Here is a 12,602-nt window from a genome sequence, read left to right as displayed (position 1 = left end):
CCGGACAAGGTTTTCGCTGACCTGATCGGACGGGACTTCACCTCCGATACTCCTGGCACGCGTCTGGTCGGGGACATCACCTATCTGCGTACCGATCAGGGGTGGCTGTACCTGGCCACCGTCATCGACCTGTGCACCCGCATGGTCATCGGCTGGGCCATGGCCGATCACATGCGCGCATCCCTGGTGACCGGTGCACTGAAAATGGCCCGGGACCGCGGCCACCTGCAGCCAGACGCGATTTTCCACAGCGATCGGGGCACCCAGTACACATCCCGGGAAATGGGTAGCTGGTGCACCGGGAACGACCTGCGTCAGTCTATGGGAGCCACCGGCGTGTGCTGGGACAACGCAGTGGCCGAATCGCTGTTCTCCTCGCTGAAGAACTAGTTCTACCACCATCACCGCTTCACCACCCGACAGGACGCCAGGCGGGCCACCATGCACTACATCGAGGTGTTCTACAACCGGTGGCGGCCCCACAGCAACAACAATGGCCTGCCACCAGCGACCGCGATGGCTAACCTCACAACAGCCAATCAGCCGCTACCCGCGGCTGCCTAACCAAAAAGAAACCAACCCACTGTCTCAAATCTTTGACACACCTCATAGTGATGTGGAAGCTGGACCGGTTGGGGCGCAACACCCGCAACCTGCTGGCCCTGATCGATGACCTGGAACACCGGGGTGTGCACTTCCGCAGCGTGCTCGAAATCTCAGCCAACGCATACCTGCGGTAGCCGTTTGAGTCGCGGCAAGGACCCGGCAGGAGACCCTCACGCTCATAGAACCGGATGGTCTGACTATCCCACGCCCGCAAACGCTCCGATTTCCCCAATACGCATGCCCTAGTGTAACCCTTGACCTTATAGTCGACTATAAGGTTTACAGTCGAGACATGAAGATCACCCTGCAGTATTTCGATGACTGCCCCAACTGGACCCTCGCCCACGAACGACTCGTCGCGTTAGCTGAGGAACGCACCGACATCGTCCTCTCACTCCAAAAAATCGAAACCGCCGACGACGCCGAACGGGCTGGCTTTCACGGGTCGCCGAGCATCCGGATCAACGACATCGACGTTTTTGCCGCCCCTGGCGCACCAGTCGGTTTGGCCTGCCGTCGATACCTCACCCCAGACGGACCAGCCGGCGCCCCGACCATCGACCAGCTCAGGGCAGCACTACCACCCGCTACAGCCACGACTACGACTCCACTTTCAGACCAGAAAGAAATATGAAATGACTACCGACGTCGACCTTCTGGTCATTGGTGCCGGGATGGCGGGAATCGCCGCCGCGACCAAATGCGCGTCGCATGGGTGGAATGTTGTAATCGTGGATTCTCTTCCCTACGGCGGTACATGTGCCCTGCGAGGATGCGATCCCAAGAAAATTCTCAGGCGTGGCGCCGAAGTAATGGAGGACGCCCGGCTCATGAGCGGTAAAGGGGTGAACCCCGGAACCATGTCCATCAACTGGCAGGAACTGATGGAACACAAACACGGATTCACCCAACCGATCCCCGCGACCATGGAGGAAAACCTCCAATCACACGGGGTGCAGACCCTCCACGGAACTGCCACTTTCACCGCCCCGACACGAATCGACATCGCCGGAGCATCGTATGGAGCCGCGAAAATTCTTGTAGCAACCGGTGCCGCACCCCGGCCGCTGGGTTTCCCCGGGACAGAACATGTCATAGACAGTACCGACTTCCTCAACCTTCAGCGCCTGCCGCCCCGGATCGTTTTCGTCGGTGGAGGTTTCATCTCCTTTGAATTCGCTCATATCGCCGCCCGAGTTGGAAGCTCCACCCTCATCCTTGATCGCGGCGCCCGGCCACTGAAGAACTTCGACCCGGACCTCGTTGACCTGCTCATAGCGCGCGGCACAGACTCAGGCGTCATAGTTCAGGCCGACACGAGCATCACAGGCGTCGTCAGGTCAGACAACGGATTCCACATACACCTCAATCAAGGTGGAAAGTCGTCAACGATTGGCGCCGACCTTGTCGTTCACGGCGCGGGCCGGGTCCCAGACCTATCCCGGCTGAACCTCGAAGCAGGCAACGTCGCCTATGGGCCTAAAGGAGTCCAGGTCGCCGGCCATCTTCAGAGCACCACCAATCCCGCCGTCTACGCAGCAGGTGATTCAGCTGACACTCCGGGTATGCCGTTGACCCCGGTCGCAGTGTTCGAAGCCAAAGTCGCAGCTTCGAACATGCTCAAATCGACCACCACGATACCGGACTACACCGCCATCCCGACGACGGTCTTCACCATTCCTGAGCTGGTTCGCCTCGGCATGCTCGAAAAGGAGGCTGAAGCGAACGGTCTGGACATTGACGTCCGGTACACCGATACCAGCCGCTGGTACTCGAACTACCGCATAGGGGAAACAAGCGGCGCATCGAAAATCCTGATTGACAAGTCAACCGATCAGATCGTCGGCGCGCATCTCTTCGGCACCGGATATGCCGAACTAGCGAACACCATCAGCGTGGCCATGAAACACAGCCTCACCACCCGGCAGCTGAAATCAACAACAGCGATCTACCCATCGGTCGGATCAGATTTAGGCTCGCTCCTCTAAGTGTCCGGAACAGCTATGCCAGGCAACATCTGGCATAGCTGTTGAAGCTACCGGTATTCCGGATTCGCCTCGAGACCAAACCGGTCGCCTTTCTTCCACGCCTCAGGTAAATTCCCTTGGGCAGGGATGCCTCCAGCCATTTTCAGGATGCGAGCCATATGAAGCAGGTTCCACGTCATAAAAGTGGTGTTGCGGTTGGTGAAGTCATTCTCGGGACCATCCGAGCCTTCGTCCAAATAGCTCGGACCCGGTCCGGCTTCCCCGATCCAGCCAGCATCCGCCGCCGGAGGAATGGTCATCCCGATGTGCTGGAGGCTATAGAGAATGTTCATCGCGCAATGTTTAACGCCGTCCTCGTTCCCCGTCAGCAAAGCACCGCCCACCTTCCCGTAATAGACGTACTGGCCGCGGGAGTTCGTTATCCCTGACATCGCGTAAAGACGTTCGATGATCTGTTTCATCACCGAACTGTTGTCCCCGAGCCAGATTGGGCCCGCAAGCACCAGAATGTCTGCCTGTTCAATTTTCTCGAAAATGGTCGGCCAGGCATCTTCGTCCCAACCGTGATCCCTCATATCCGGGTACACACCCGTCGCAACCGGAAGATCAACCGGTCGCACAATATCCACATGGACACCCTTCGCCCGCATCAAATCAGCACTCAGGCGGATCAACCCGGACGTGTGGCTTAACTCGGGACTACGCTTCAAAGTGCAATTGAGGAATACAGCCCTCAGACCACTGAACTCATCGTCACCGCTCACGTACTTCACGCTGTCGGCCATCTAAAAAAGTACTCCTATCTAAGTAACGGAAAACCGCAGATTGGCACAAGAATCGCTGGCTCGGTCGCCAATCCAGCTTGAACGAGTAGACACCACGATAGGCCCAACGAAGTCCTCACTATGTAACCCAGAGCACAGACTTTACGACCACTTCCATCAGCTCAAGCATCTTTGATGCTTTCGTGAAGAAAGCAACTCTCAGGGGATGACGTAGGCACGCCCCAGCTCTGAAGAAATGCACAGCCCACCTTGTGTCAATGGCCAATAGTCTGTGCCCACGGGCGACCAGCAAAAACGCCCGCTGGTGGCCATGAAAACTGCCCACCGGGGACTGTGGAATTAACGGTGTATCCGGCTCGACACGCCGGGCGGCGAGCCTGGCGGGGAGGAGCCCGATATGGCCGCAACACTTGAGGCTGTGCCGAGTACGAAAACTGATGAAGAGAAGACAGAGATAACTGAGGCTGACGCTGCCCGCGAACTGGTTCGTATGGCCAAAGAGCAGGGCCTGTCCTTGACGGGTCCCGACGGATTGCTCAAGCAGTTGACTAAAACCGTGATCGAGACCGCGCTCGATGAGGAAATAACCGAGCACCTCGGATAAGAAAAGCACGATACGGCGGGGAAGCAGACCGTGAACTCCCGTAACGGGGTGCGCCCAAAAACGGTGTTGACGGAGACCACCGACCCGGTGGAGGTGGACGTGCCGCGGGACCGGGAAGGCACGTTCGAGCCGGTCATCGTCAAGAAGCGCCAGCGCCGCCTGAGCGGGGTCGATGAGATGGTCCTCTCGCTCTACGCCAAGGGCCTGACCACGGGGGAAATCAGCGCGCACTTCGCCGAGATCTTCGGCGCGTCCGTCTCCGAGGAGACGGTCAGTCGGATCACCGACAGGGTGCTCGAGGAGATGGCCACCTGGCAGAACCGGCCGCTGGACGAGGTCTACGCAGCGATTTTCATCGACGCTATCGTCGTGAAGATCCGCGACGGGCAAGTCGCCAACCGCCCGATTTACGCCGCCATCGGCGTAAGCCTCGAGGGTGAGAAGGACATCCTGGGGCTCTGGGCCGGGACCGACGGGGAAGGCGCGAAGTCTTGGATGAGCGTGCTGACCGACATCAAAAACCGCGGCGTGAAGGACACGTTTTTCCTGGTCTGCGACGGGCTCAAGGGTCTGCCTGAAGTCGTGACTAACGTCTGGCCGCTCACGACAGTGCAGACCTGCATTATTCACTTGATCCGGAATACCTTCCGGCTGGCGTCGAAGAAGGACTGGGACGCCCTCAAACGGGATGTGAAGTCCATCTACACCGCCCCCAACACCGCAGCGGCTAGAGCTGCGTTCGAAGAGCTCACGGAGCGTTGGGGTAGGAAATACGGGGCCATCATCAGGCTGTGGGAAAACGCGTGGCAGGAATTCATCCCGTTCCTGGACTACGACGTGGAAATCCGGCGCGTGATCTGCTCGACCAACGCCATCGAATCCCTCAACGCCAGGTACCGGCGCGCCGTGAAGGCCCGAGGGCATTTTCCCACCGAGCAGGCTGCGCTAAAGTGCCTGTACCTAGTCACCCGATCCCTCGATCCGACCGGTGCTGGCAAGACCCGATGGGCCGTGCGTTGGAAGCCCGCTTTGAACGCCCTCGCCATCACTTTCAGCGACCGATTCCCGGCCGCTGAAAGCTACTAAAAGAAACCGCCGGATATGTGAAGTCTCAGGACATCGTGGATGGTTCTGTCTCACTACATCGTGCACAGTCTGTCTCATGACATCGTGGGCATTTCGCTCTGTGCCGCGTTTCCTTCTGGTATGGACTCAAACACAGTGCCCGCGGATGTACGTTGGGCGATTGCGAACTGGCCCGAGGATGCTGAGCGGGGGGAGGTGAGCCGTTTCTGCCAACGGCAGGGCATCAGCCGATCGGTGTTCTACAAGATCCGCCGCCAGGCCCGGGAGCTGGGCCCGGTCGGTGCGACCGAGCCGGGGTCACGACGGCCGCTGAAGAGCCCGCGGCGCGCCGATCCGAAGGTGATCGAGCACGCGCTGGCGGTGCGGGCATGGCTCGTTGAGCAGGGCTTGGACGCCGGTCCCCTGTCGGTGCACGCGAAGATGAAGCGACAAGGTCTGAACCCGCCGTCGCGGGCAACGCTCGCCCGTGTGTTTGCCGCGGCCGGGGTCTCCAGGCCCGAGCCGCGTAAGCGGCCCAGGGCGGCCAACCGCCGGTTCGTCTACCCCGCTCCGAACTGCTGCTGGCAGATCGACGCTTTCGCATGGTCCCTGGCGGACGGGACTGCGGTCGCGATCCACCAGGTCATCGACGACCACTCGCGTTTAGCGTTGGCGACCCTGGTCGCCGAGGGCGAAACGGCCAAGGCGGCCGTGAAGGTGGTCTCGACCGCGGTCCGCCGCTGGGGCGTGCCGCAACGGCTGCTCTCGGACAACGGACTGGCATTCAACCCCACCCGTCGAGGCTTCACCGGCAAACTCGTCGACTACCTGATCGACCTTGGCGTCAAGCCCATCACCGGCAAGCCGGACAAGCCAACGACGCAGGGCAAGAACGAACGATTCCATCAGACCCTCCAGAAGTGGCTGAACGCACGTCCTCCGGCCAGGACAATCTCCGCCCTGCAGACCCTGGTCAACGAGTTCGACGCGTACTACGACCATGAGCGCGTCCACCAAGCCCTCGACGGCAAGACACCGATGGAAGCCTGGCAGGCTACTGACCCCGCACCGGCACCGACCCCGGAGCCCCGCCTGCCGCAGATGCCGCCATCGGCACGGCTGACGGCGAACAGCGCCGAAGCCGAACCACAGCCCAAGAGCAGGGCACCGCTGGCGCTGCACCCCAGCGTGGGCATCATTGACCTTAAGGTCAAGCAGAACGGGCAGGTCAAGGTCCTCAGCTGCCTGTTATACGTGGCCACCAGCCGGGCCGGACAGACCGTGCACGTCATCTGGAACGAGACAACCGTCGAGATCTTCGCCGACGACGGCGAGCACATCATCAGCTACCCGCGCCCAGCGACGACCGGCCTCTACTACGGGCCTCGCACCCCGGCCGGCACCCCCATGAAGGGCGCCGGCCACAACCCCTCGGCTGGGAGCACCGGCACCGCAACACGGACCGTCTCCAAGGGTGGCTACATCGGGGTGCACGCCAACAAGTTCTACGCCGGCTACAAACGCCAGACTGAACAGGTCACCATCAGCTGGGACACCACCGTCGTCACGCCCACCGACGCGGACGGCACGACCATCGCACAGTACGCCAAACCGGACCACCGACGCGGCTGGCACGGACCCCACCGGCAGGTAAGGTCCACGAAGTCATGAGACATGGATCTGTCCACGATGTCCCAAGACACAGTTGTTCACGATGTCCTGAGACATCACAAGAAACCGCCGGATACACCGTTAATGAGACAGTCCCGCCCACCGGGTGTTTGGTGGCGTTGGCCATGTTGGGTAACGGGTTTAGCTCATCGGCGTGACTCCTTTTTCGGCGAGGGCCTGGCTGAGGCGGATTGAATCTCCTGAGGTTTGGCAGAACGTGCGCGTGGTGCAGCAGCCGGTCGACGGTGGCTGTGGCCAGGGTTTTAGGCATGAGCTCGTCGAAGCCGGCGGGGTGCAGATTTGAAGAAACCGCGATGGAGCGTTTCTCTAGGCGGCGTCGACTAGGCGGTAGAGCCCCTCCGCCGCGTCCGTGCCGACCGGCAACAGGCCGATGTCATCGACGACCACTAAATCCGCCCGCAGGATCCGGGCGACGACTTTGGTGACGCTGTCATCGGAGCGGTGGGCGCGCATGAGGGCCCCGAGGTCCTCGAGCCGGAACCAGGCGACCCGCATGCCGGCCTCCACGGTCTGCCGCCCGAGGGCTTCGAGGAAGAGTGTTTTGCCAGTGCCTGAGGGGCCGCAGATCACGATATTCTCCTTCCTTCCGATCCATTCCAGCGTCCGCAGCGACTGCTGCGTCGGGGCGGGAATTGAGGAGGCGGGGGGATCCCAAGTGTCGAAGGTTTTCCCGGTGGGGAAGCCTGCGTCCTTGCGTCGGGTGGCGAGCATGGACCGGGATCGGCCGGCGACTTCCTCGACGAAGAGTGCTTTGATGACTTCGGCCGGTTCCCCGCTCTGGGCGCGTGCGCGCCGCCGAACAGGCCAACGCCTTCCTCAGCAGGTCGGCTCGACCTTCGCTGACGCCACATACGACACAGCAACAGCGGGAACGCGGTCCGTGACGGCCAAGATGTGCCGCAGAGGATCTTTTGGTCCCATTTGGTCCCCTGGACTGGGGAACGCCGCGTTCAGAAACGACGAAACCCCGATGAGATTTGCCGTCTCATCGGGGCTTCTCTACTGTCGGGATGACAGGATTTGAACCTGCGACCCCTTGACCCCCAGTCAAGTGCGCTACCAAGCTGCGCCACATCCCGAACGGCATGGCCACGAGGGCCAAACCACGTCGATAACTCTACATCATCCGGCCGCTGGTGCCGGACGAAGAGCCCGCGGTCAGCGCTTCTTGCTGCGCTTCTCCCTCACGCGCATGCTGACCTCGATCGGGGTGCCCTCGAATCCGAAGGTTTCCCGAAGCCGCCGCGTGATGAAACGGCGGTACCCGGGATCGAGGAAGCCCGTCGTGAAGAGGACGAACTTCGGTGGACGGCTCGAGGCCTGCGTACCGAAGAGGATGCGCGGTTGCTTGCCGCCCCGGACAGGGTGCGGGTGTGCCGCCACGAGTTCACCCAGGAAGGCATTGAGACGCCCGGTGGGGATGCGGCGGTCCCAGGACTCCAGTGCCACGTCGAGGGCGGGCACCAGGCGGTCCTTGTGCCAGCCGGTGAGCGCCGAGATGTTGACGCGCGGAGCCCAGTCCACGTGCGCGAGGTCCTGGTCGATCTCACGCTCGAGGTAGCGCCTGCGCTCATCGTCGAGCAGGTCCCACTTGTTGAAGGCCAGCACGATCGATCGGCCGGACTCGATGGCCATGTTGAGGATCCGGACGTCCTGCTCGCTCAGCACCTCGTCCACCGCGAGGAGCACGACGGCGACCTCCGCCTTTTCCAGGGCCGACTGCGTCCGGAGGGAGGCGTAATAATCAGCGCCCTGCTGCATGTGCACCCGCCGGCGGATGCCCGCGGTATCAACGAAACGCCAGGTGCGCCCGCCCAGTTCGATCATCTCGTCCACGGGGTCGCGGGTTGTCCCCGCCAGCGGGTCGACCACCACGCGGTCAGTCCCGGCAAGCTTGTTCAGCAGCGAGGACTTCCCGACGTTGGGACGCCCGATCAGGGCCACGCGCCGGGGCCCGCCGGACCGCTCGATGCCCCCGTGTTCGGAGAATTCCGGAAGAATCTCCACCACCTTGTCCAGCATGTCGGCGGTGCCGCGGCCGTGCAACGCCGACACCGGCCATGGCTGGCCGAAGCCCAGGCCCCACAGGAAGGCGGCGTCGGCCTCGTTCTGGATGTCATCGACCTTGTTGGCGACGAGGATGACCGGCTTCTTCTTGCGCCGCAGCATCCGCACCACTGCCTCATCGGTCGCTGTGGCGCCGACCGTGGCGTCGACCACCAGCAGGACGGCGTCGGCCATGTCCACGGCGATTTCCGCCTGGTCGGCGACGCGCCGGTTGATACCCTTGGCGTCCTGCTCCCACCCGCCGGTGTCGACGAGCGTGAAGTTGTGGCCGGTCCACTGCGCAGGATAGGACACCCGGTCACGCGTGACGCCCGGCGTATCCTCGACGACGGCCTCCCGACGCCCGAGGATCCGGTTGACCAGCGTCGACTTCCCGACGTTGGGGCGCCCCACGATCGCGAGAACCGGGTTCAGCCGGTGCTCGGCGTCGTCGTCGTAATCCTCCTCCTGACGCGCGAGGAGTGCCGCGTCCTCCTCGTCGAGCTCGTAATCCTCGAGGCCGGCACGCAGTGACGCGGCGCGGACATCGGCCTCGGCGTCATCGAGTACCTCGAGCCGCTCGGCTACCTGGTCATTGGCCGCCGGCTCGAATTCCTCGTCGGACGGATCCTGGGGCGAGATGGTCCCGCTCATAATGCATTCCTTCGTTTGTACGTGGCTGGTGGACAGCGCGTGGCTGCCCGCCGGGAAGTTGGTCGGGGAGATGGTCGCGGCTAGTGGGCGACGGTCCGGACGACGTCGAGGACTGCCGAGACGGTCTGCTCGAAATCGAGCGTCGATGAGTCGACGGTGACCACGCCGTCTGCGGCCTGCTGGAAGTTCACGACAGTGGAATCGCGGGCGTCCCGCTCCAGCACCTGCTGCTTCAGCTGACCCTCGCTCTGCGAACCGCCGAGCTGGTCTCCGCGTCGGCGGAGCCGCGCCTCCTCGCTGGCCGTCAGCAGGATCCGCACCTCGGCGTCCGGAGCGACGACGGTGGTGATGTCGCGTCCCTCGGCCACGATGCGGTGCCCGGCCCCGGCGATCAGGGCGCGCTGGCGGCGGATGAGTTCATCCCGTGCACCCATGGTCGTGGCGACGGCACTGACGGCTGACGACACAGCGGGCGCCCGGATGGCCTCCGTGATGTCCTCCCCCGCCAGGGTGACCGATTCGTGGTTCGGGTTGGTGCTGATGAACAGGTTGACGCTGCGGGCGGCATGCTCCACCGACACGGCGTGCTGCAGGTCCACGCCCCGGGCCAGGCAGTGCAGGGTCACCGCGCGGTACATGGCGCCTGTGTCGAGGTAGGCGGCGTGGAGACGCCGTGCAACTTCCCTGCTGACACTCGACTTTCCAGAACCTGATGGTCCGTCGATCGCCACGACGAGGGACTTTCCCAGCCGGAACTGGGACAGGGGACGGGAATCGCTCATTGAATCACCTTCCAGCCCCGCTGCGTCAGGGACTCCGTCAGTTTCTGCCGCTTTCCCGGCAGTACCGAGATCTCGGCCATTCCCAGCTGGCGCCCCGGTGAATGTTCAAGCCGCAGGTCCTCGAGGTTGATGCCGGTATCGCCGATCTCCGTCAGCAGCCGGGCGATCTGCCCTGGTGTGTCATCCACCAGTACCGTCAGCCGTGCAAACGAGCCCGGTGGCGTGCCGTGCTTGCCCGGGATCCGCGCCTGGCCGGCGTTGCCCTCGGAAATCAGTTGGGCCATATCCAGGCGCGCTCCGTCGGCGACCGGGTTCTCGAGGGTCCCGATGAGCCGGTTCAGGTCCTCCCGGACTCCGTACAAGATCTCCACTAGCCGCCCGGCATTGGCAGTGAGGATCTGCACCCACAGCCCGGGATCACTCGCTGCGATCCGCGTGACGTCCCGGAGTCCGTTGCCGGCCAGCGACAGCGCATGCGCCGGGGTCTCCTGAAGGCGGCTCGCCACGAGGGACGACACCACCTGCGGCAGGTGCGAGATGAGGGCGACAGCCTGGTCATGGTCATCCACGCTCATGCGCGCCGGCACAGCCCCGAGGTCCACGGCGAGGGCTTCGGCGCAGCGCACCGCGGCGGCCGAGCTCTGGCTGCCGGGGCAGAGCACCCACGGCATGCCCATGAACAGTTCCGCACGTGCCGCCACAGGACCGGATCTTTCGCGGCCGGCCATCGGGTGCGTACCCACGTACCGTGTGAGCGCCGCCTCCCCGGGCAGCAGTTCCTCGAGCTCCTGCAGGACGGCGGACTTCACACTGGAGATGTCGACGACGACGGCCCGGGGATAGCTTCCCAGAGCGTCCGCGGCGACCCGCGCGGTGACATCCGGAGGGGCGGCGACGACGACGAGCTCGGGCTCGAACGGAGCTCCGGACAGCGTCGACGCCAGGGCACGGCCCGCACCGATGTCCCGTGCCACGGCCTCGGTGGACGGAGAAATATCGGACAGCACGACATCGAGGCCCCGGGCCCGGAGGCCGAGCCCGATGCTCGCGCCGAGCAGCCCGGCGCCGATCACCAGGACGGGACCTGCGAGGTGGGTACCGTTGTCCGCCTGTGCCTGCATCCGCTACAGGCCTACCGACGCGAGGAGGTGGCCTACCTCCTGGCGCCCGAGGACGCGGATGCTGCCCTGCCTCTGGTCGCCCACGCGGATAGGTCCTACCTGGGTCCGGACCAGCCGCTCGACGGGATGGCCGACGGCGTCGAACAGCCTGCGGATGACACGGTTACGCCCTGAGTGGAGCACCACCTCGACAAGGATGTGGCCGGGCGTGGAGTCGACCAGCTTGAAGGAGTCGACGCGCGCGACTCCGTCCTCGAGCTCGATGCCCTCCTTCATCCGGGCGCCGATGCCCTGCGCCATGGGCCCGCGGACCTGGACGAGGTAGGTTTTCGGCACCTCATACGAGGGATGGGTCAACCGGTTCGTCAGCTCACCGTCGTTGGTCAGCAGCAGCAGCCCCTCGGTCTCGGCGTCGAGCCGGCCCACGTGGAAGAGCCGCTCGTTCTTGCTCTTGTTCTTCAGGAAGTCCCCGATGCACGGCCGGCCGTCGGGGTCTTCCATGGTGGAGACCACACCGCGCGGCTTGTTGAACACGTAGTACCGCTGCAGTTCGTTGAGCTGGAGGCGCATGCCGTCAACGTGGATGGCCACCTTCTCGGGGTCCACGCGGACGCCGAGTTCCGTCACCACACTGCCGTCCACTTCGACGCGGCCGTCGAGGATCATCTCCTCGCAGACCCGACGGGACGCGACACCGGCCAGTGCCATGACCTTCTGCAGCCGGACGCCCTCGGGATCGTGGACATCCACCTCATCGGCGGGACGCGCGGACCGCACGGGCTTCGGGCGGCGGACGGGACCGAGGTCCTTGCCGAACCGCTCACGCCCGAAGGCTTTCGGCCCTGCCGGCTTTTGGCGCGCCGGGCGGCCGGTCTTCGCCGCTCCGGGCTTGCCGGCTCCGGGCTTGCCGCCCGAGGGACGAGCTGCACCGAACTTTCGATCGCCGGTGCGCCCCGCCCCTGATCGCCCCGCGCCCTCACTGTTGCGTGAGGGCCCGTCCCGGAACGAGCCGTCCCCGGGGGCGCTGCTCCGCCCGGGAGTGTTCCTGGCCTCGCCGAGCCGGCCCGTCGAACTCCGCGAGGACCCGTCCCTGGAGGATCCAGGCCGTCCGGAGGTTTCAGGGCCGAATCTGCTGGAGGATCGGGCACCCGGCCTTTGCCGCTCGTCGCCGGCGCGCGGTCTCTGGCGCTCGTCGCGGCGGTCCTGCTGCGGGCGGCCGCGTCCGGGCTCGGCTGAATCGCGCTGCGGCCGGTCGTCCC

At 63.9% G+C, this 12,602-nt stretch carries 9 protein-coding genes, 1 tRNA gene and 4 pseudogenes; 6 read left to right on the top strand and 8 right to left on the bottom strand.

The window, feature by feature from the left end:
* Both Y704_RS18035 and Y704_RS23050 read left to right on the top strand, forming a co-directional pair.
* A pseudogene (locus Y704_RS18035) lies at nt 1–564 on the top strand (IS3 family transposase); the annotation flags it as partial.
* A gap of 32 nt (nt 565–596) precedes the next feature.
* Nucleotides 597–740 carry a recombinase family protein gene (locus tag Y704_RS23050; RefSeq protein ID WP_343212791.1) on the top strand — a complete coding sequence of 48 codons (144 nt, stop codon included), beginning with the start codon at nt 597–599 and terminating at the stop codon, nt 738–740.
* Here the strand turns inward: Y704_RS23050 and Y704_RS23730 are convergent.
* A pseudogene (locus tag Y704_RS23730) lies at nt 728–845 on the bottom strand (MerR family DNA-binding transcriptional regulator); the annotation flags it as partial. The gene Y704_RS23050 and the pseudogene Y704_RS23730 overlap by 13 nt on opposite strands.
* A gap of 53 nt (nt 846–898) precedes the next feature.
* Here Y704_RS23730 and Y704_RS0101175 point away from each other — a divergent pair.
* Both Y704_RS0101175 and Y704_RS0101170 read left to right on the top strand, forming a co-directional pair.
* Complete coding sequence (locus tag Y704_RS0101175; protein ID WP_026548773.1) at nt 899–1,240, top strand: alkylmercury lyase; 342 nt, start codon at nt 899–901, stop codon at nt 1,238–1,240.
* A gap of 1 nt (nt 1,241) precedes the next feature.
* Nucleotides 1,242–2,594 (top strand): dihydrolipoyl dehydrogenase family protein, encoded by a 1,353-nt coding sequence (locus Y704_RS0101170; RefSeq protein WP_026548772.1) that lies wholly within the window; start codon nt 1,242–1,244, stop codon nt 2,592–2,594.
* A 47-nt stretch (nt 2,595–2,641) separates the two neighbouring features.
* Here the strand turns inward: Y704_RS0101170 and Y704_RS0101165 are convergent, their stop codons facing one another.
* Nucleotides 2,642–3,379, bottom strand: a complete 738-nt coding sequence (locus Y704_RS0101165; RefSeq protein ID WP_051476572.1) for a flavodoxin family protein — start codon at nt 3,377–3,379, stop codon at nt 2,642–2,644.
* Nucleotides 3,380–3,776: 397 nt separating this feature from the next.
* On the opposite strand from Y704_RS0101165, the pseudogene Y704_RS18030 reads away from it, so the two are divergent.
* Nucleotides 3,777–5,069 (top strand): annotated as a pseudogene (locus Y704_RS18030) (IS256 family transposase).
* A gap of 120 nt (nt 5,070–5,189) precedes the next feature.
* Nucleotides 5,190–6,719 (top strand): integrase core domain-containing protein, encoded by a 1,530-nt coding sequence (locus tag Y704_RS18025; RefSeq protein WP_162149341.1) that lies wholly within the window; start codon nt 5,190–5,192, stop codon nt 6,717–6,719.
* A gap of 327 nt (nt 6,720–7,046) precedes the next feature.
* Here the strand turns inward: Y704_RS18025 and Y704_RS23725 are convergent.
* The 6 genes and pseudogenes from Y704_RS23725 to Y704_RS24975 all read right to left on the bottom strand — a co-directional run.
* A pseudogene (locus tag Y704_RS23725) lies at nt 7,047–7,499 on the bottom strand (ATP-binding protein); the annotation flags it as partial.
* 246 nt (nt 7,500–7,745) lie between these two features.
* Nucleotides 7,746–7,819: transfer RNA gene (locus Y704_RS0101145), tRNA-Pro, on the bottom strand.
* Nucleotides 7,820–7,898: 79 nt separating this feature from the next.
* The gene (gene der / locus Y704_RS0101140) at nt 7,899–9,440 is read right to left on the bottom strand and encodes a ribosome biogenesis GTPase Der (RefSeq protein WP_026548770.1); all 1,542 of its coding nucleotides are present in this window, start codon (nt 9,438–9,440) and stop codon (nt 7,899–7,901) included.
* A gap of 80 nt (nt 9,441–9,520) precedes the next feature.
* The gene (gene cmk / locus Y704_RS0101135; protein ID WP_035771033.1) at nt 9,521–10,222 is read right to left on the bottom strand and encodes a (d)CMP kinase; all 702 of its coding nucleotides are present in this window, start codon (nt 10,220–10,222) and stop codon (nt 9,521–9,523) included.
* Nucleotides 10,219–11,343, bottom strand: coding sequence for a prephenate dehydrogenase (locus Y704_RS0101130; protein WP_026548768.1), 1,125 nt, complete (start codon nt 11,341–11,343; stop codon nt 10,219–10,221). Before Y704_RS0101130 ends, cmk begins: the two co-directional genes overlap by 4 nt.
* Nucleotides 11,344–11,346: 3 nt before the next feature.
* On the bottom strand, nt 11,347–12,602 hold a 1,256-nt coding region (locus tag Y704_RS24975; RefSeq protein ID WP_253904178.1), incomplete at its 5' end, for a pseudouridine synthase.

Origin of the sequence: Arthrobacter sp. Br18, from assembly GCF_000520555.1 — a bacterium.
Taxonomy (GTDB): domain Bacteria; phylum Actinomycetota; class Actinomycetes; order Actinomycetales; family Micrococcaceae; genus Arthrobacter_D.
The sequence above is the reverse complement of the archived record's forward strand: the minus strand, read 5'-3'. Positions and strand labels throughout refer to the sequence as shown.